Annotated in this window: 19 protein-coding genes; 13 read left to right on the plus strand and 6 right to left on the minus strand. The window is 73.7% G+C overall.

The window, feature by feature from the left end; translation table 11 throughout:
- The first annotated feature begins 38 nt into the window (after positions 1–38).
- Positions 39–680: an MOSC domain-containing protein gene (locus ACGFIR_RS29745; RefSeq protein WP_393148553.1), complete on the plus strand. Its 642-nt coding sequence runs from the start codon at positions 39–41 to the stop codon at positions 678–680.
- Between the two features lie 125 nt (positions 681–805).
- Here ACGFIR_RS29745 and ACGFIR_RS29750 read toward each other — a convergent pair whose 3' ends face one another.
- The 3 genes from ACGFIR_RS29750 to ACGFIR_RS29760 form a co-directional block, all read right to left on the minus strand.
- The gene (locus tag ACGFIR_RS29750; RefSeq protein ID WP_393001514.1) at positions 806–1,741 is read right to left on the minus strand and encodes a phytanoyl-CoA dioxygenase family protein; all 936 of its coding nucleotides are present in this window, start codon (positions 1,739–1,741) and stop codon (positions 806–808) included.
- A gap of 188 nt (positions 1,742–1,929) precedes the next feature.
- Positions 1,930–2,790, minus strand: coding sequence for a hypothetical protein (locus ACGFIR_RS29755; RefSeq protein ID WP_393001516.1), 861 nt, complete (start codon positions 2,788–2,790; stop codon positions 1,930–1,932).
- A 243-nt stretch (positions 2,791–3,033) separates the two neighbouring features.
- Positions 3,034–3,843, minus strand: a complete 810-nt coding sequence (locus ACGFIR_RS29760) for an enoyl-CoA hydratase-related protein (protein WP_393148555.1) — start codon at positions 3,841–3,843, stop codon at positions 3,034–3,036.
- 20 nt (positions 3,844–3,863) lie between these two features.
- Between ACGFIR_RS29760 and hemW the strand changes: the two genes are divergently transcribed.
- On the plus strand, positions 3,864–5,087 hold the full coding sequence (gene hemW / locus ACGFIR_RS29765; protein ID WP_393001520.1) for a radical SAM family heme chaperone HemW: 1,224 nt from the start codon (positions 3,864–3,866) through the stop codon (positions 5,085–5,087).
- Between the two features lie 40 nt (positions 5,088–5,127).
- Here the strand turns inward: hemW and ACGFIR_RS29770 are convergent, their stop codons facing one another.
- Positions 5,128–5,754 carry a DUF4870 domain-containing protein gene (locus ACGFIR_RS29770; RefSeq protein ID WP_393148557.1) on the minus strand — a complete coding sequence of 209 codons (627 nt, stop codon included), beginning with the start codon at positions 5,752–5,754 and terminating at the stop codon, positions 5,128–5,130.
- 240 nt (positions 5,755–5,994) lie between these two features.
- On the opposite strand from ACGFIR_RS29770, the gene hrcA reads away from it, so the two are divergent.
- The 3 genes from hrcA (at position 5,995) to ACGFIR_RS29785 (ending at position 9,157) form a co-directional block, all read left to right on the plus strand.
- A complete protein-coding gene (gene hrcA, locus ACGFIR_RS29775; RefSeq protein ID WP_393001524.1) occupies positions 5,995–7,017 on the plus strand; it encodes a heat-inducible transcriptional repressor HrcA in 1,023 nt (340 codons plus the stop codon).
- Between the two features lie 73 nt (positions 7,018–7,090).
- The gene (dnaJ, locus tag ACGFIR_RS29780; protein ID WP_393002861.1) at positions 7,091–8,236 is read left to right on the plus strand and encodes a molecular chaperone DnaJ; all 1,146 of its coding nucleotides are present in this window, start codon (positions 7,091–7,093) and stop codon (positions 8,234–8,236) included.
- A 186-nt stretch (positions 8,237–8,422) separates the two neighbouring features.
- Positions 8,423–9,157 carry a 16S rRNA (uracil(1498)-N(3))-methyltransferase gene (locus ACGFIR_RS29785; RefSeq protein ID WP_393001526.1) on the plus strand — a complete coding sequence of 245 codons (735 nt, stop codon included), beginning with the start codon at positions 8,423–8,425 and terminating at the stop codon, positions 9,155–9,157.
- Positions 9,158–9,365: 208 nt separating this feature from the next.
- On the opposite strand, the gene ACGFIR_RS29790 is transcribed toward ACGFIR_RS29785, so the two are convergent.
- Entirely contained in the window at positions 9,366–10,127 is a 762-nt protein-coding gene (locus tag ACGFIR_RS29790) for an SDR family NAD(P)-dependent oxidoreductase (protein WP_393001528.1), read from the minus strand.
- A 230-nt stretch (positions 10,128–10,357) separates the two neighbouring features.
- Here ACGFIR_RS29790 and ACGFIR_RS29795 point away from each other — a divergent pair, with 230 nt between their 5' ends.
- The 8 genes from ACGFIR_RS29795 (at position 10,358) to ACGFIR_RS29830 (ending at position 17,834) form a co-directional block, all read left to right on the plus strand.
- Positions 10,358–10,717 carry a histidine triad nucleotide-binding protein gene (locus tag ACGFIR_RS29795; protein ID WP_393001530.1) on the plus strand — a complete coding sequence of 120 codons (360 nt, stop codon included), beginning with the start codon at positions 10,358–10,360 and terminating at the stop codon, positions 10,715–10,717.
- Complete coding sequence (locus tag ACGFIR_RS29800; RefSeq protein ID WP_393148559.1) at positions 10,714–12,090, plus strand: serine hydrolase domain-containing protein; 1,377 nt, start codon at positions 10,714–10,716, stop codon at positions 12,088–12,090. Before ACGFIR_RS29795 ends, ACGFIR_RS29800 begins: the two co-directional genes overlap by 4 nt.
- Before the next feature lie 123 nt (positions 12,091–12,213).
- Positions 12,214–13,269: a PhoH family protein gene (locus ACGFIR_RS29805; protein ID WP_393001534.1), complete on the plus strand. Its 1,056-nt coding sequence runs from the start codon at positions 12,214–12,216 to the stop codon at positions 13,267–13,269.
- Positions 13,270–13,285: 16 nt separating this feature from the next.
- Positions 13,286–13,759: an rRNA maturation RNase YbeY gene (gene ybeY, locus ACGFIR_RS29810; protein ID WP_393001536.1), complete on the plus strand. Its 474-nt coding sequence runs from the start codon at positions 13,286–13,288 to the stop codon at positions 13,757–13,759.
- On the plus strand, positions 13,735–15,147 hold the full coding sequence (locus tag ACGFIR_RS29815) for a hemolysin family protein (protein WP_393002863.1): 1,413 nt from the start codon (positions 13,735–13,737) through the stop codon (positions 15,145–15,147). The genes ybeY and ACGFIR_RS29815 overlap by 25 nt, the downstream gene beginning before the upstream one ends.
- Positions 15,140–15,526: a cytidine deaminase gene (locus tag ACGFIR_RS29820; protein WP_393001537.1), complete on the plus strand. Its 387-nt coding sequence runs from the start codon at positions 15,140–15,142 to the stop codon at positions 15,524–15,526. Before ACGFIR_RS29815 ends, ACGFIR_RS29820 begins: the two co-directional genes overlap by 8 nt.
- Positions 15,527–15,575: 49 nt before the next feature.
- Positions 15,576–16,472 (plus strand): GTPase Era, encoded by an 897-nt coding sequence (gene era / locus ACGFIR_RS29825; RefSeq protein ID WP_393001539.1) that lies wholly within the window; start codon positions 15,576–15,578, stop codon positions 16,470–16,472.
- A 207-nt stretch (positions 16,473–16,679) separates the two neighbouring features.
- A complete protein-coding gene (locus tag ACGFIR_RS29830; RefSeq protein ID WP_393148561.1) occupies positions 16,680–17,834 on the plus strand; it encodes an acyltransferase in 1,155 nt (384 codons plus the stop codon).
- On the opposite strand, the gene ACGFIR_RS29835 is transcribed toward ACGFIR_RS29830, so the two are convergent.
- Positions 17,821–18,651: a DUF4097 domain-containing protein gene (locus tag ACGFIR_RS29835; protein WP_393148563.1), complete on the minus strand. Its 831-nt coding sequence runs from the start codon at positions 18,649–18,651 to the stop codon at positions 17,821–17,823. The two genes, ACGFIR_RS29830 and ACGFIR_RS29835, sit on opposite strands and share 14 nt — an antisense overlap.
- Positions 18,652–18,716: the final 65 nt, after the last annotated feature.

Here is an 18,716-nt window from a genome sequence, read left to right on the forward strand (position 1 = left end):
CGGCGGAGGTGTCCGTCGGGCCGGCTAGGCTGACCGCCATGACGGGCAGGCTGGCTGCGGTGAACATCGGCGTCGTGACCGAGGCGGAGTGGGCGGGCGACGCGAGCGGTCGCAGCGGCATCGACAAACGGCCGGTCGACGGCCCGGTGCTGCTGCGCGTGGACGGCGTGGCCGGCGACTTCATCGGCGAGCGCGCCCACCACGGCGGCCCGGAGCAGGCGGTCTACGCGTACGCCGAGGAGGACGCGTCCTGGTGGGCCGGGGAGATCGGCCGCAGCATCCGCCCCGGCGGCTTCGGCGAGAACCTGACCACGTACGCGGTGGACGTGACGGGCGCCGTGATCGGCGAGCGGTGGGCGGTCGGGTCGGCGCTGCTCCAGGTGACCAAGCCGCGCACGCCGTGCACCACCTTCGCCGGTTTCTGGGGCATGCCCGACCTGATCAGGCGGTTCACGGCGCGGGCGACCCCCGGGGCCTACCTGCGGGTGCTGCGCGAGGGCGAGGTCGGCGCGGGAGATCCGGTCGAGGTGGTGGACCGGCCCGCGCACGGGGTGACGATCGGCGAGGTGTTCCGCGCCATGAGCCTGGAGCCGGAGCTGCTGCCCCGGCTGGTCGACGTGCCGGACCTGCCGGAGAAGATCCGCGACAAGGCGCGCCGCCGCCTCGCCGGCGGGAGCTGACCACCGCCGCCTCGCCTTCCCCGGGCCGACTGCTGCCGTCTCCCCGGGTCGGGCTGGCCGCCGCCTACGGGAACGGGCCCCGTCCCGTGGGGGAAGGGGCCCGTTCGGCGCGCGCCGGATTCGGCTCAGCGCAGCCAGGGCACGCTGCGGTCGAGCAGGCCGCGCTCCTTGAGCTCCTTGCGCAGCGGGATCTCGTCGTCGACGTACCCGTTCCAGTTGATGCCCCAGTAGTTGGCGGTGTGGGTGCCCTCACCGCAGAGCTGGCGCTGCACCGGCGTGCGGTTGGCCCACCACTCGCCGTCCTTGTCGATGTGCAGCTCGTCCAGCGGCCGGATCCACCGGTAGGTGTAGCCGATGAAGAGCATCTTGCGGGTGATGGTCGACAGGTTGGTCGAACGCGAGTGCCACTGGCGGCGGTCGAAGATGAAGGCGTCACCGGGGTTGGCGGTGATCTCCACCGTGCCCTCCGGGTCCGGGTTGTGCACGGAGGTGTCCTCCGGGCGGGGCAGCGAGTTCCACAGGTGGCTGCCCGGGATCACCTTGGTGGCGCCCCGGCCCTTCTCCGACAGGTCGGACAGGACGTAGGCCACCTTGAGCGAGAACATCGGCCGCGGCAGGTTCGGGTCCATCGTCTCCGGGTCGGAGTTCTGCCGGTACCCGTCCTGGTGCCACCCCCAGTAGGGCTTCTCCGGCTCCGCCGCCGGCGGGGTGACGTCCAGGTGGTTGTGGTGCGTGTAGATGTTCCAGCCGGCCAGGCCCCACATGTACGGGAACGCGATCGGGTGGGTCAGCAGGTCGCCGAAGAGCTCGTCGCGCTCCAGGAAGCCCAGCAGGTGCAGGGTGCCGTCCTTGGTGGTGGTGCCCTTCGCCTGCTCCTCGGCGTAGACGCGGTCCACCGCAGCCTCCAGCGCCGCCCGGTGGTCCTCCGTCAGGACGTTGCGCAGCAGGAGGAAGCCCTGCTCGTGGAACTCCTTGCGGTCGGTGTCACTGATCGGTTCGTAACCGGTCCGGTCGCCGTAGTCGAACACCTCGACGTACCCCTCCCCATGAGGCGAATGCATTCCTGGCACAGGCCGCCGATCGTAACGCGCTCATTCCGGGCCGGGACACTGCCGGGCCCGATATGCGACTGCTGTCGGGACCGTGGGGAGCAGTCCGGTGACGCGGAGTCGCGCGCCTGCGCTGCGGCGAGCCTTATCGACTGGAATGCCGGTTTACGCGGTGACTGCCGGTAAAGAGATCAGAGCCACTACGCCTCGGCGAAGACCTCGGCGACCACCCGACCGTCGGCCTGGGCGTCGTCGATGCGGTTCCAGGTGCCACCCCGCGCCGTCCACTCCAGGCCGCCGAAGCGCACCCGCTTCACGCCGTGGTCCTGGGCGTGGGAGACCAGCCAGTGCGCGTACCGCCAGCCCCGGCGCTCGTCGGCGGCCGGGACCGTCAGGCCCGTCAGGTCCGCCGCCGTGCTCGCGCCGGCCAGCCCCCAGTCCAGCGCCAGGCCGCGGGTCAGCGCGTTCGCCGCGGCCTCGCCGCGCATCGCCGGGTCGCGGCCCACCGTGCAGGCGACGGCGCCGGTGGCGTGCCCCACGAGGGCCCGGGTCAGCACCTCGGACTCGTCCGCCCATTTCTGGTACGCCTCGGGGAAGGCCGACCGCTGCACCTTCTGCGCCGCGTCGGTGACCCGCATCTGCTCCCAGCCGCGCACCTTCTTGAGCGCGGCGTAGAACTTGCGGGCCGCGTAGCGGGGGTCGCGGATCTGCTCCGGGGTGCCCCAACCCTGGCTCGGGCGCTGCTGGAACAGCCCGACCGAGTCGCGGTCGCCGCCGGTCAGGTTGCGCAGGCCGGACTCCTGGTAGGCGGTGGCCAGCGCGACGACGACGGCCCGCTCGGGCATCTTGCGCTGGATGCCGATGGCCGCGATCGTGGCCGCGTTGGCCATCTGGTCGGCGTCCAGGGTCACCCGGCCGTCCGCCTGCACCGTGCACGTCCGGCTGGCCAGGGGGAGACGCAGCTCTCCGCCCACCTGCCGGATGACGACCCAGATCCCGACCGCGGCGAGGACGACGAGGACGACGCCGCCCGCCACGACTGCGCGAGTACGCACCCACACCCCCTGATCGACAGTCCGCCAAGCGTACGTCCCCCGTGGCGCCTTCCGGGGCGTCCGACCGGTTCTCCGGGAGCATCGGGCGTGGCACCGGCCGCCCGGCGGGGCGCCGGGGCGGAGTCCGGACGTTCCCGTTTCCCGCCTGGCCTCACCCCGCCCCCGCCCGCCAGCCGTGACCCGCGCAGCCGCCCCGCCGCGTTGTGGCCCCGCGCCGCCCGCTGCCCGCCCTACCGGTCGTCGCGCGCCCTACCGGTCGTCGCCCGCCGTGGCGTCGCCGTCGGCCGGCACCCAGCGCGCCGGCCGCTTCTCCCGGAACGCCAGGACGCCCTCGCGTCCCTCCTCCGACAGGAAGTACCCCGTCGAGAGGGCGGACAGCTCGGCGATCTCCGCCCGCAGGTCCGTGGCGGGCGGTCGGCGCAGCAACTGCTTTGCCCCGGCCAGCGCGTTCGGTGCCCCCCGCACCAGAGAGTCGCAGTACCCCGCAACCGCCGCGTCCAGCCCGGCCGCCGGCACCGCGGCGGTGACCAGGCCGATCTCGGCGGCCCGCCGGCCGTCGAAGGTGTCGCCGGTCAGGTAGAGCTCGGCCGCCGCGCGGGGGTGCAGCCGGGGCAGCACGGTCGCGGAGATCACCGCCGGCACCACGCCGATCCGCACCTCGGTGAAGGCGAACGTGGCCTCCTGCGCGCACACCGCCAGGTCGGCCGCCGCGACGAGGCCGAGACCGCCGGCCCGGGCGGGGCCGGCCACCTTCGCCACCACCGGCTTCGGGCAGTCCCAGACCGCCGCGAGCACGTCGCCGAGCATCCCGGCCGGCACGGTCCCGCTGGCGTAGGCGGCGGCGGTCTCCTTCAGGTCCGCCCCCGAGCAGAAGACCGGGCCCGCGTGGTCGAGCACGATCACCCGTACGGCGTCGTCGGCGACCGCCTCGGCGAGGCCGGCCAGCAGCTGGGTCATCAGCGGCGTGGAGAGCGCGTTGCGGTTGTGCGGGCTGTCCAGGGTGAGCGTGGTCACGCCGCGGGCCGTGGCGGCCCGTACGAGCACGTCGGGAGAGGTCATGGAAGGGCACACTAGTGGCCATGCCCGGCGTCCTTCCAGAAGGCGAAACCGTCCCCGTCGACGGGTCGCTGCCCGCCACCGCCACCCGTGCCGTCGGCGCGCGCGGCTTCGGCGTGTACGTCCACGTGCCGTTCTGCGCCAGCCGCTGCGGCTACTGCGACTTCAACACGTACACCTCAGCCGAGCTGGGCGGCGGAGCCGACCGGGACGCGTACGCCGACACCGTGCTGGCCGAGCTGGCGCTCGCCCGCCGGGTGCTGGGCGACGCCCCACCGCCCCGGGTCGACACGGTCTTCGTCGGTGGCGGCACCCCGACCCTGCTCCCCGCCGACGACCTGGCGCGGATCCTCGACGGCATCGACCGCACCTGGGGGCTCGCGCCCGACGCCGAGGTGACCACCGAGGCCAACCCGGAGTCGGTCACGCCGGAGTCGCTGAAGGCGCTGCGGGCCGCCGGCTACACCCGGATCTCGCTGGGCATGCAGTCCGCCGCGCCGGGGGTGCTGGCGATCCTCGACCGTACGCACAGCGCCGGCCGGGCCGTCGCCGCCGCCCGGGAGGCGCGCGACGCCGGGTTCGACCACGTCAACCTCGACCTGATCTACGGCACGCCGGGGGAGAGCGAGGCCGACTTCGCCGCCTCCCTCGACCAGGTCGTCGCCGCCGGGGTGGACCACGTCAGCGCGTACGCCCTGATCGTGGAGGACGGCACCCGGCTGGCCGGCCGGATGCGGCGCGGCGAGCTGCCGTACCCCTCCGACGACGTCGCCGCGGACCGCTACCTCGCCGCGGAGGCCGCTCTCGGCGCGGCCGGTCTCTCCTGGTACGAGGTGTCCAACTGGGCCCGCGACGAGGCGGCCCGGTGCCGGCACAACCTGCTCTACTGGACGGGCGCCGACTGGTGGGGCCTCGGCCCGGGGGCGCACAGCCACGTCGGCGGCGTGCGCTGGTGGAACGTCAAGCACCCCACGACGTACGCGAAGCGGCTGGCCGGCGGCGGGTCGCCCGGCCTGGCCCGCGAGGTGCTCACCGCCGACGAGGCGCACATGGAGGACGTCATGCTCCGGCTGCGCCTCGCCTCGGGGCTGCCGCTGGACGCCCTCGACGACGCCGGCCGGGCGGGTGCCGCGCGGGCCCTTGACGCCGGGCTGCTGGCGGCCGACGAGCACGCGGCCGGCCGGGCCGTGCTGACCCTGCGGGGCAGGCTGCTCGCCGACGCGGTCGTGCGCGACCTGCTGCCCTGAACCGCGTGCCGGGGCCGGCCGGGGGAGCGGCCGGCCCGGGTCACTTGGTGAAGGCGTAGGTCATCGGGTAGCGGTAGAGCACGCCCTCGTTGGCCTTGACGCCGCCGATGATGCCGAAGATCAGCGGCACCAGCCAGACGAGCATCGGAACGAAGAACAGCACCCCGCAGGTGATCAGCGCGACCACCCAGCTCAGCACCCCGACGATCGCCCAGGTGAGCTGGAAGTTCAGCGCCGCGACGGCGTGCGCCCGGGCCGTCGGCGACTGCTGCCCCCGGACCATCAGCGCGATGAGCGGCGCCACCCAGCCGAGCAGGCCGCCGCCGACGATCACGCCGAGCGGGCCGCCGAAGTGGGCGATCAGGGCCCAGGTCTTGTCGTCGTTGTTGGCGTAGCCGCCCGTCGGCTGGCCGTAGCCGCCAGCGCCCGGGTAGCCGGCCCCGGGCGGGGGGAAGCCGCCGGGCGGGGGGTAACCGCCCGACGGCGGCTGGTCACCGGTGGGCGGCGGATAGCCACCGGGCGGGGGATAGCTTCCCGGGCCGGGGGCCCCGGACAGTGGTGCGGTGGGTTCGGCGAAGCCGGAGGGGCCGGGAAACCCGGACGGGGCGGTCGGGTCCGGCGGAAGGCCAGGATCCCCTGCTCCGGGAGGGCGAGGTGGTTCGGTCATGGAGGTCACGGTAGGGGCAGCCGGCAACTCGGCACCAGCCTGACGTCGTCGACATGTCCGAAAGACCGGGTTCCCGACCACTGGCGGCCGGACCCACGGTCGCTGATCGGACTGGTCGCCCCAGGTCGATCATCGCGCGGGCGGCCCCGCCGACGTAGACTGGCACTCGCTACAGTCGAGTGCCAGCAGCCCGCCCGGCCCCCGCCTGCGGGGGCCGACGAGCGACAGGAGGTGGGGAGGATGGGTCTCGACGACCGCAAGCTCGCCGTGCTGCGCGCGATCGTCGAGGACTACGTCGCCACGCAGGAGCCCGTCGGCAGCAGGGCGCTGGTCGAGCGACACCAGCTGGGCGTCTCGCCGGCGACCGTCCGCAACGACATGGCCGTGCTGGAGGAGGAGGGCTACATCCGCCAGCCGCACACCAGCGCCGGCCGGGTGCCCACCGACCGGGGCTACCGGCTCTTCGTGGACCGGCTGTCCCGGGTGAAGCCGCTCAGTCCGGCCGAGCGCCGGGCGATCGAGCGCTTCCTGGTTGGCGCCGTCGACCTCGACGACGTGGTGCACCGCACCGTCCGGCTGCTGGCGCAACTCACCCGGCAGGTCGCCGTCGTGCAGTACCCGAGCCTGGCCCGCTCCTCGGTGCGTCACCTGGAACTGGTGCCGATCTCCACCACCCGGCTGATGCTGGTCATGATCGCCGACACCGGCCGGGTCGAGCAGCGGCTGGTCGAGCTGCCCGCGCCGATCCCGCCCGACGACGTCACGGACCTGCGCCGGCTGGTCAACGAGAAGCTGGTCGGCACCCGGCTGTCGGAGACCCCGCCGCTGGTGCAGGCGCTGGTCGAGGAGTCGACGCCGCACCTGCGGCCGGCCATGACCACCCTCTCCAGCGTGCTGCTCGAGACGTTGATCGAGCGGCACGAGGAGCGGATCGCGCTGGCCGGCACGGCCAACCTGACCCGAGGCGGGCTGCTCGACTTCCAGGGCTCCCTGCGCCCCATCCTGGAGGCGCTGGAGGAGGAGGTCGTCATGCTCAAGCTCATCGGCGAGGCCGAGCCGAGCACGACCCGGGTGCTCATCGGTGACGAGAACGAGGTCGACAACCTGCGCGCCGCCTCGGTGGTCAGCACCGGCTACGGGCCGGGTACGACCAGCGTCGGCGGCCTCGGCGTGCTCGGGCCGACCCGGATGGACTACCCCGGCACCATCGCCACGGTGCGGGCCGTGGCACGCTACGTGGGCGAGCTGCTGGCCCAGAACTGACCAGTCAGGGCCGACGGCCGGCTCCGGCCGCCGACCGGCGCAACGCGAGACGAACATGAGGACACGGAACGCAGTGGCCAGGGACTACTACGGCATTCTCGGCGTGAGCCGGGAAGCCTCCGACGACGAGATCAAGCGCGCCTACCGCAAGTTGGCGCGACAGTTCCACCCGGACGTGAATCCGGATCCGGAGGCACAGGAGAAGTTCAAGGACATCAACGCCGCGTACGAGGTCCTCTCGGACGACCGGAAACGGCAGATCGTCGACCTGGGCGGCGACCCGCTCGCCCCCGGCGGCGGGGGCGCGGGCGGCCCCGGCGGCCCGGGCGGCGCGGGGCCGTTCGTCGGCTTCCAGGACATCATGGACGCGTTCTTCGGCGGCGCGGCCGGCGGCTCGCGTGGCCCCCGGCCCCGGACCCGGCCCGGCGCCGACGCGATCCTGCGGCTGGAACTGGACCTGCACGAGACCGCGTTCGGCGTCGAGGCACCGATCACCGTCGACACCGCCGTGCTCTGCACCACCTGCTCCGGCGCCGGCACGGCGGCCGGCACCCACCTGGCCACCTGCGAGGCGTGCGCCGGCCGGGGCGAGGTGCAGTCCGTGCAGCGCACCTTCCTCGGTCAGGTGGTCTCCGCCCGGCCGTGCACGGTCTGCCAGGGCTACGGCACCACCATCCCGCACCCGTGCCCGACCTGTGCCGGGGACGGCCGCGTCCGCACCCGGCGTTCGCTGACCGTCAAGATCCCGGCCGGTGTCGAGGACGGGATGCGCATCCGGCTCGCCCAGCAGGGCGAGGTCGGTCCCGGCGGCGGCACGGCCGGCGACCTCTACGTGGAGATCCACGAGCGGCCGCACGACGTCTACTCCCGCAAGGGCGACGACCTGCACTGCCGCGTCACCGTGCCGATGACGGCGGCGGCGCTCGGCACCCGGCTCACCATCAAGACGCTGGACAGCGAGGAGACGGTCGACGTCAAGGCCGGCACCCAGCCGGGCAGCACGCTGCGGCTGCGCGCCCGGGGTGTGCCGCACCTGCGCGGCACCGGCCGGGGCGACCTCTACGTCCACCTCGACGTGCGCACCCCCACCAAGCTCGACGCCGACCAGGAGCGGATGCTGCGCGACTTCGCCAAGACCCGGGGCGAAGAGGTGGCCGAGCTGACCAAGCAGGGCGGCTTCTTCTCCCGGATGCGCGACGCCTTCAACGGCCACGCCTGACGGAGTTCGGGTCGCCGCCCACAGTCGCGGCGGCCCGCCCGTTCACCGTGCCGGCCTGCCCGTTCACCGGGACGGCCCGCCCGCCTGTGCCAGCGCCCGCCTGCTCGCACCTGGCGGCTCGCCTGCCTGTCGGCCCCTCCCGGGCTCACCGCCCCGGCGCCCGCCGGGGCGGCTAGCCTGATCGTCGTGTCCGCGCCGCTGTTCCTGGTCGACCCGCTGCCCACCGACGACCGGCTGACCCTCGACGGTCCCGAGGGGCACCACGCCGCCACCGTGCAACGGCTGCGCGTCGGCGAGCGGCTGCTGCTCGCCGACGGCCGGGGCGGCACGGCCGCCGCGGTGGTCACCGCCGTCGGCCGGGGCACCCTCGATGTCGAGATCACCTCGCGGGGGTACGTCGACGCGTCCGTCCCGCGCCTGGTGGTGGTGCAGGGCATCGCCAAGGGCGACCGGGGCGAGCTGGCCGTGCAGGCGATGACCGAGGTCGGCGTGGACGAGATCGTGCCCTGGGCGGCCGCCCGTTCGGTGACCCAGTGGCGCGGCGACCGGGGCGTACGGGCGCGGGAGAAGTGGGCGGCGACCGCCCGGGAGGCGGCCAAGCAGGCCCGCCGTGCCTGGCTGCCCGTGGTCGCCGGGACGCCGGACGAGTCGACGACCCGGGTGGCCCGCCGCATCTCGGGCGCCGCCGCCGCGTTCGTGCTGCACGAGGAGGCGCAGGAGCGGCTGACGAGCGTCGAGCTGCCCACCGCCGGGGAGATCGTGCTGGTCGTCGGCCCGGAGGGCGGCATCGCCGACGCGGAGCTGGACGCGTTCCGCGCCGCCGGCGCCCGCCCGGTCCGCCTGGGCCCCTCGGTGCTACGCACCTCCACCGCCGGCGTGGCGGCCCTAACGGTCCTCGCCACCCGCCTGAACCACTGGTAGCCCCCGCGCCGCCCGCCCCGTCCGCGCGCCTCCGTCCGGGCTGCCCGCGCCCCCTGTCAGCGGGCCTCGCGCCGCCGCCCGCCGCGTCGATCATGCAGTTCTGGTGGGCAGGAAACCCCTTTTCGGCCTTTTTTTCGGGCACCACAACTGCATGATCGCGGGGGACAGGGCAGGGAAGGCCGGCGGGGGTGGGGTGGGGTGAGGGCTGTCAGCTGCGGAGGTAGGAGGCGCCGTTGAGGTCGACGATGGTGCCGGAGGCCCACTCCGCCTGCGGGGAGGCGAGCCAGTGCACGGCGGCGGCGATCTCCTCTGGGCGGGCCACCCGGTTGAACGGGCTCTGCGCCCGGATCGCGGCACCTCGTTCTCCGCTCAGGTGTTCGGTCGTCATGTCGGTCTCCACGAAGCCCGGCGCGACCGTCGCGATCGTGATGCCGTACGGAGCGAGGGCCACCGCGAGCGACTGCCCCAGCGCGTTCAGCCCCGCCTTGCTCGCCCCGTACGCCGGCTGCTCCGGCTCGCCCCGGAAGGCTCCCCGGGAGGAGACGTTGACGATCCGCCCGCCCCGCGCGCGCATGTGCTGCGCGGCGCACCAGATGACGTTGCCGGCGCCGGTCAGGTTGGTCTCCAGCACCTGCCGCCACTGCGCGCGCCACTGCTCGTAGGAAGCGCCGAAGACCGGGTGCGGGGCATCCCGTTCGCCGTACACGCCGGCGTTGTTGACCAGCACGTCCAGCCCGCCGAGCAGGTCGGCCGCCTCGTCCACCATGGCCCGTACGGCCTCCGGGTCGGTCAGGTCGGCGCGGACCACCACGTGTCCCTCACCGGGCAGTTCGGCGCGCAGCCCCTCGGCCAGTTCCGCGGAGTCCCGGTGGTGGATCGCCACCCGGTCGCCGCCGGCCGCGAACGCGGTCGCCACCGCCCGCCCGATGCCGCGCGAGGCCCCCGTCACCAGTACCGCCCGTGAAGTCACGCCGGCCATCATGCCTGGCCGGCCCCCGCCTCGTGCGTCGGCCCCCGCCTCGTGCGTCGGCCCCGCCTCGTGCGCCGGCCTGTCCGCCGCGTGCCGGCCCCCGCCCCGGCCCGAGCCCGGCCTGTCCGGCGTGCGCCGGTTCCGCGCGGGCGCGCCGGCCTGTCCGTCGTCAGCAAGGAACCGCCCTCCGCCGGAGGCGTCGACAGGGGGCCCTTCCTTACACTGCCCCGATGGGAACCGACTGCCTCTTCTGCCGCATCGTCGCCGGGGAGATCCCGGCCACGATCGTCCGGGAAACCGCCACCACGCTCGCCTTCCGCGACATCGACCCGAAGGCGCCCGTGCACGTCCTGGTCATCCCGAAGGAGCACTACGCCGACGTGGCGACGCTCGGCCAGGGCGATCCGGGGCTGGCCGGGGAGGTGCTCGCCACCGCCGCCGCCGTGGCCGAGGACGAGGGGCTGCTCGGTGACGGCTTCCGGCTGATGTTCAACACCGGCGCGTACGGCGGCCAGGAGGTCTTCCACGCGCACGCGCACGTGCTCGGCGGGGCGCCGCTGGGCCCGATGCTGGCCCGGAACCTCGCGTGACGGTGGTCGCCGACCGGCTGTCGCGGATGGTCCGTACGGTCCAGGCGCAGGCCCGGGTGCCGGCGGTGTCGGCGGCCCTGCACCGGGCGGACCGGCCGCTCTGGACGTGCGCCGTCGGCGGCACCGGCAACGACACCGAGCTGGGGCCGGGCACCCGCTTCCGGATCGGCTCGGTCACGAAGACGTTCACGGCCGTGTTGACGCTCCAGTGCCGTGATGACGGCCTGCTCGACCTCGACGACCCGCTGGGCCGGCACCTGGACCTGCCGGCCCACGGCGAACTGACGGTGCGCCGGCTGCTGTCGCACACCGCCGGCCTGCAACGGGAACCGTACGGCGACATCTGGGACACCCTGCGCGCGCCGGACATCGACGGGCTGGTCGCCGACCTGGCCCGGGCCGAGCGGGTGCTGCCCCCGGGCCGCCGCTACCACTACTCGAACCTGGGCATGGCGCTGCTCGGCCGGCTCGTCGGTCACCTGCGGGGCGGCACCTGGGCGGACGTGCTCGGCGAGCGGGTGCTCACCCCGCTGGGGCTGGCCGCGACCTCGGCGGTGCCCGGGCCGCACGCCGCGACGGGCTTCCTGGTGGACGCCTACTCCGACGAGGCGCGCCCCGAGCCGCCGACCGACTTCGGGGCGGTCGGCCCGGCGGCGCAGCTCTGGAGCACCGCCTCCGACATGGCCCGCTGGGCGGCCTTCCTCGCCGATCCGGCGGCGCTGGACCCGGCCGGTGCCGTACTCGCCCCGGCGACGCTCGACGAGATGCGCTGGCCGGCGACGGTCACCGACGAGACGCTCTGGGCCGGAGGGTTCGGGCTGGGGCTGATCCTGGTGCCGCAGGGTGAGCGGATCATGCATGTCGGCCACGACGGCGCGATGCCCGGCTTCCTGGCCGGCGTCTACGGCCGGCGGGGCGGGGAGGGCACCCCCGGCGCGATGGGGGTCGCGGTGCTCGGCTCCTCCGGCACCGCCGGCGAGGTCCTCGAACTGCCGCACCGGCTGCTGGCCGCCGCCGTCGAGCACGACCCGGCCGACATCACGCCGTGGCGGCCGGGCCCGCCCGCCCCCGAGGGCGTACGCGGGCTGCTCGGCCGCTGGTGGGGGGAGGGCTTCGAGTACGTCTTCTCCTGGCACGACGGCGAGCTGCGGGCGCGGGGCGCCGACGATCCGGCGGGCCGGCCGCCCTCGGTGTTCGTCCCGCTGCCGGAGCGGCCGGACGTGTTCCGTACCGTCTCCGGCCGGGAGGCCGGCGAACTGCTCCGGCTGACCCGGGACGAGCAGGGCACGGTGGTACGGATGCACTGGGCGACCTACCGGTTCACCCGCCACCAGGAGACCTTCGAGCGGTACGACTTCCGATCCGGCGCCTGACGCTGAAATGGGCAGGGTGCCACCGCTTTTGGAAAGATAAGATGGCAGTAACGTCAGCGCGCCGCGCCAGCAGGCCGGTGCCGAGATCGAGAGCAGGTGGCGCAGGGCCCCTCGGCCCGACCTATGACCGGCACCCCACCTCCTGGCCAGCCCGGCGTGCAGACCAGGATCACCGTCCCGGATTCCAAGATCATGGTCAACCTGCTCGGCGCGGGTGACGAGATCCTGCGGCTGGTCGAGCGCTCCGTGAACAGCGACGTGCACGTCCGGGGCAACGAGATCACCATCACCGGCGCCCCCGCCGACAACGCCCTCGCCGAGCGGATCTTCAGCGAGCTGCTCGAACTCATCGAGAAAGGCGAGACCCTGACCACTGACGCCGTCCGGCGTACCGTCGGCATGCTCGAGCAGGGCGGCGCCGAGCGACCCGCCGAGGTCCTGACGCTCAACATCCTCTCGCGGCGCGGTCGCACCATCCGTCCCAAGACGTTGGGGCAGAAGCGCTACGTCGACGCGATCGACGCGCACACGATCGTCTTCGGCATCGGCCCCGCCGGCACCGGCAAGACCTACCTGGCCATGGCGAAGGCCGTCCAGGCGTTGCAGGCCAAGCAGGTCAACCGGATCATCCTGACCCGGCCGGCGGTCGAGGCGGGGGAGCGGCTGGGTTTCCTGCCCGGCACGCTCAACGAGAAGATCGACCCCTACCTGCGCCCGCTCTACGACGCGCTGCACGACATGCTCGACCCCGACACCATCCCCAAGCTGATGGCGGCGGGCACGATCGAGGTCGCGCCGCTGGCATACATGCGGGGCAGGACCTTGAACGACGCGTTCATCATCCTCGACGAGGCGCAGAACACGACGCCCGAGCAGATGAAGATGTTCCTCACCCGGCTCGGCTTCGGTTCCAAGATCGTGGTCACCGGTGACGTCACCCAGGTCGACCTTCCCGGCGGCACGACCAGTGGCCTGCGGGTGGTCCGGGAGATCCTGGCGAACGTCGAGGACGTGCACTTCGCCCAGCTCTCCAGCTCCGACGTGGTCCGCCACCGGCTGGTCGGGGAGATCGTCGACGCCTACGCCCGCTGGGACGAGCGGGAGAACCAGCAGGCGCAGAGCGTGCACGCCGTGCCGGGGCGCTCCGCCCAGGGCGGCCGGGCCGGCCGGCGCCGCTAAGACCGAGGGAAGACAGTTGTCCATCGAGATCGCCAACGAGTCGGGTGTCGAGGTCGACACCGACGCCGTGCTCGCCGTCGCCCGGCACGCCCTCGACGAGATGGGGGTCAACCCCCTCGCCGAGTTGTCCGTGCTGCTGGTCGACATCGACTACATGACCGAGCTCAACCACCGGTGGATGGGCGGCGACGGCCCGACCGACGTGCTCGCCTTCCCCATGGACGAGGGCAGCGTCGACCACGGGCCCGGCGAGACGTCCACCGCCGGCGGCGAGCCCGCGCTGCTCGGCGACATCGTGCTCTGCCCGGAGGTGGCGGCCAAGCAGGCGGCCACCGCCGGCCACACCTCCGCCGACGAGCTGCACCTGCTCACCGTGCACGGCGTGCTGCACCTGCTCGGCTACGACCACGCCGAGCCGGAGGAGGAGCGGGAGATGTTCGCCCTCCAGGCTCGGCTGCTGGCCAGCTGGCGGTCGACGCGGTCCCGGTGATGACCACCCCGACACTGGCGGCCGGCGCGACCGGCCTGCCCGACCTGCAACTGCTGGTCTTCGCCGCCGGCCTCGTGGTGCTGGCCGGCCTGATCGCCATGACCGAGGCGGCGCTCGCCGCGGTCTCGCCCGCCCGCGCCGCCGAGCTGGCCCGCGACGGCGCGCGGGGCGCGCGCACGCTCCAGGCCGTCGCCGGGGACGTGGTCCGCCACCTCAACCTGCTCCTGCTGCTGCGGCTGCTCGCCGAGCTGACCGCCACCACCCTGGTGGCGCTGGTCGCGGTGGACACCTTCGGCGCGGGCTGGCGTGCGGCGCTGGTCACCGCCGGCGCGATGACCGTGATCAGCTTCGTGGTGGTCGGCGTCGGCCCCCGGACCATCGGCCGGCAGCACGCGTACGTGGTCGGGCGTTCGGTCGCCCCGCTGGTGCGCTGGCTGGGCCGGGCGCTCAATCCGCTCGCCTCGCTGCTGATCCTGATCGGCAACGCGGTCACGCCGGGCCGGGGCTTCCGGGAGGGGCCGTTCGCCACCCAGGTGGAGCTGCGCGAGCTGGTCGACCTGGCCGAGCAGCGCGGTGTCGTGGAGCACGGCGAGCGGCAGATGATCCACTCGGTCTTCGCGCTCGGCGACACCATCGCGCGCGAGGTGATGGTGCCGCGTACCGAGATGGTGTGGATCGAGGAGCGCAAGACGCTCTCCCAGGCGCTGGCGCTCTTCCTGCGCTCCGGCTTCTCGCGGATCCCGGTCATCGGCGAGAGCGTCGACGACGTGCTCGGCGTGCTCTACCTCAAGGACCTGATCCGGCGTACGCAGGGCGGCGCGGCGGAGGACCGGCAGCTTCCGGTCGCGGAGCTGATGCGCCCCGCGACCTTCGTGCCCGAGTCGAAGCCGGTCGACGACCTGCTCTCGGAGATGCAGGCCGCCCGCAACCACCTGGTCATCGTCGTCGACGAGTACGGCGGCACCGGCGGGCTGGTCACCATCGAGGACATCCTGGAGGAGATCGTCGGGGAGATCACCGACGAGTACGATGTCGAGCGCCCGCCGGTCGAGCACCTCGACGACGGGGCGGTGCGGGTCACCGCGCGGCTTCCGGTGGAGGACCTGGGCGAGTTGTTCGACACCGAGCTCCCCACCGACGAGGTGGAGACCGTCGGCGGCCTGCTCGCCCAGTCCCTGGGCCGGGTCCCGATCCCCGGGGCGCAGGTCGAGGTCGCCGGGCTCCGACTGATCGCCGAGGGGACCACCGGCCGACGCAACCGGATCGACACCGTGCTGGTGAGCCGGGCGGAGTCGACCGACACACACAACGGCCCGGGCCGTGGCGAGTCCGCCGAACCCCGGGACGACACGAACCGATCCGAGGAGAGGCAACCCGCCGATGCCTGAGTCACCCGCCGTACCGGCCGCCCGGCCCACCCCGTCCGACCCGGTCGAGCTGAGCGCCGAGGACGGCAAGCTGGTCGTCCTGGCGCGGGGCGCGCGTGGCCGGGTGGGCGCCGTGGAGGGCGCGGCGGTCCGCGACCAGGACGGCCGGACGTACGCCGCGGCCAGCGTCTCGCTGCCCTCGCTGACGATCACCGCGCTCCAGCTCGCGGTGGCCTCGGCGGTGGCGGCCGGCGCGACCCGGCTGGAGGCGGCCGTGGTGGTCACCGAGGCGTCGACGCTGGACGGCGCCGGGCACGCGGCGGTACGCGACCTCGCCGCGGACGCGCCGGTCCACGTAGCCGCCCCGGACGGGACCGTCCTGGGCACGGTGGTCGAGTGAGCGGGCGGGGCCTCGTGGCACCTCGGGCCACGTGGAGCGGGGCGGCGGCGTGAGTGATCTCCAGCCGCGTCCCTACCGGGCCGGGTTCGCCTGTTTCGTCGGCCGGCCGAACGCCGGCAAGTCGACGCTGACCAACGCGATCGTCGGGCAGAAGATCGCCATCACCTCGAACAAGCCGCAGACGACCCGGCACATCATCCGGGCCGTCCTGCACCGCCCGGAGTCCCAGCTCGTGCTGGTCGACACCCCTGGCCTGCACCGGCCCCGCACCCTGCTCGGCGAGCGCCTCAACGACCTGGTCCGGCAGACCTGGAGCGAGGTCGACGTGATCGGCCTCTGCATCCCGGCGGACGAGCCGATCGGGCGGGGCGACCGGTTCATCACCGGCGAGCTGGCCGAGCTGAAGGCCACCGTCCTGGCGGTGGTCACGAAGACCGACCTGGTGGACCGCAAGCGGCTGGCCGAGCAACTGCTCGCGGTCAGCGAGCTGGGCGAGTTCGCCGAGGTGGTGCCGGTCAGTGCCGTCTCCGGGCACCAGGTGGACACGCTGGTCGACGTGATGACCGGTTACCTGCCCGAGTCGCCGCAGCTCTATCCGGACGACATGCTCACCGACGACCCGGAGCAGGTGCTGGTCGCCGAGCTGATCCGGGAGGCCGCCCTGGAGGGTGTCCGCGACGAGCTGCCGCACTCCATCGCGGTGGTCGTCGAGGAGATGGTCCCCGAGGGGCAGCTCATGAGGATCTACGCCGATGTCTACGTCGAGCGGCCGAGCCAGAAGGCGATCGTGATCGGCCACCGGGCCAGCCGGCTCAAGCACGTCGGCACCACGGCCCGCCGGCAGATCGAGGAGCTGCTCGGCACCCGGGTCTACCTCGACCTGCACGTGCGGGTGGCGAAGGACTGGCAGCGGGACCCGAAACAGCTGCGCAAGCTGGGGTTCTGACGCCGGCGCCGGGGCTGACGGGTCCCGGCGCCGGTGTCCGTCCGGCGCGTGGCCGCCCCCTTTGACCCGTCGCATGCCGCCTGATCGGTAACGGTCAGGAATATGGGAGATGTCACCTTCTGGCGGGTTCCCTTTTGTTTGCCGTACGCGGCCCGGAGGGTAGGGGTAGGACAGCACCCCCGTATCCCCGGACATAGATGCAGGCTGATGCGAAACCGATACCTGGACCTGCTCCGCTTCCTGGCCATCGTTCGAGTCGTCGTCTACCACGTCACCGGTTGGGCAACGCTGACCCTCGTCTTCCCGGCGATGTCGGTGATGTTCGCGCTCGCCGGTTCGCTGATGGCGGCCTCGCTGCACAGATGGGGGCCGGGTGCGGTCGTACGCCGGTTACGGCGCCTGCTGCCGTCGCTCTGGGTGCTCGCCGCCGTGTTCGTGCCCGCCATGCTGCTCACCGGGTTGCCGTTGACCCCCAAGGTGCTGCTCTGGCTCTTCCCCATCGCCGATCCGCCGGCCAACGGCTGGGGGGCGATCGCGCTCAGCGTGATCTGGTACCTGCGTGACTACCTCTGGTTCGTGCTCGCCTCGCCGGTGGCCCTCTGGCTGTTCCGGCGCGCCCCGGTGCCCACCCTGATCGCCCCGTACGCGCTGCTCGTGGCGGCCGAACTGGGCCTGCTCCCGGCGCTGCCGGTGGCCCTGCACCAGTTCGGGCTCTACTTCGGGGCCTGGCTGCTCGGCTTCGCCCACCAGGCCGGCATGCTGCGCCGCATGGCCAACCGGGTGCTGGTGCCGGTCGTGCTGGCCCTCGCCGCCGCCGGCGCCGCCTGGATCTTCACCCACCCCGGGCCGCGCGGGTACGACCTGAACGACAACCCCCTCGGCAACGCCCTCTGGTCGGCGGCCTTCGTCCTCGTGCTGCTCGGTCGGGGGCCGGCCAGCGCGGCCTGGGTCGACCGCAACGCCGCGTTCAGCCGCGTGGTGACCGTGTTCAACCGGCGGGCGCTCACCGTCTACCTGTGGCACATGCCCTTCGTGGTGGTGCTCACGCCGTTGGTCGACGTGGTGGGCTGGTCGCACCAGGACCCGGTCGGCCTGGCGATCCGGGTGGTGCTGGTCTTCGCGCTGGTCGCGGCGGTGACCGCCATGGTCGGCTGGGTGGAGGACGTGGCGGCCCACAGGCCGCCGGAACTGCTCCCCGGCCGCGCCCGCCCCGCCCCCGACCGTGCCCGCGCCCGCGCCCGCCCCGCCCCTGTCCACGCGGGCGACACCGGCAGCGGCGACGCCCCGGTCACCGGGCGGGCGCCCGTGCCGTCGCCCCGGTCCGCCCGGGAACCGGAGACCGTCGAGATCAACGCTGGGTGACCGTGATGTCGCCGCTGCCGGTGGAGAGGTCGAGCAGCAGCGCGGCGGACGGGTCGTCGGTGACGCCCAGTTCGGCGTCACCGCCGTCGGTGCTGGAGCGCACCCGGTAGCGGCCCGTCGGCACGACCAGCTCGACGCTCCCGCTGGAGGCGTGCACCCGCGCCGAGGCGGGCGTCGTGAGGTCGATGGTGATGTCTCCGGAGCCCGTCTCCGCGTCCACCCCACCGTCGAGGCGGTGCCCCGTGATGTCGCCGGACGAGGTGCGTAGCGTGGCCGCGGCCGAGAGTTCGTTGACCTCGACGTTGCCGGAACCGGTCTCCGCGCGTACGGGGCCGCCGGCGCCGGACACCTGGACGTTGCCCGAGCCGGTCTCGGCGCGTACGGGGCCGGTCGAGGAGGTCACCCGGATGTTGCCCGAGCCGAGCCGCATCTCGACCGGGCCCACCCTGCTCAGGTCGACGTCACCGGAGCCCGTCTCGCCCTTCACGCTCACCCCGTCCGGGGCGGTGACCTCGTAGGAGACGCTGCACCGGGAGCCGCAGTCGGTGTCGAGCACCAGCTCGGTGCCCTTGATCTCGTACGTCGCGTCGGGCTGGCCGCCCTGGTAGCGCACGACCCGCTTGATCCGCACCTCGTCCTGCGCGCCGGTGGCGCGGACGGTCACGTCGCCGGTCCCCGGCAGCACCCGGATGCTGCTGATCCGGACCGCCTCGGTGTTGTCGTAGTCGAGCCGGCGGAAGGACAGGTTGTCGCACCCGGCGGAGACGATCAGGGCGGTGGCCGCGGCGAGCGCTGCGGCGGTGCGGTGCAGAGCCATGGGAAGCACGCTACGAGGCGGGCCGCGCCGCGCGCATCGGGGTTCGCCGCGCCGACACCCCGAGC

Origin of the sequence: Micromonospora sp. NPDC049051 (assembly GCF_043197575.1) — a bacterium.
Lineage (GTDB): Bacteria > Actinomycetota > Actinomycetes > Mycobacteriales > Micromonosporaceae > Micromonospora.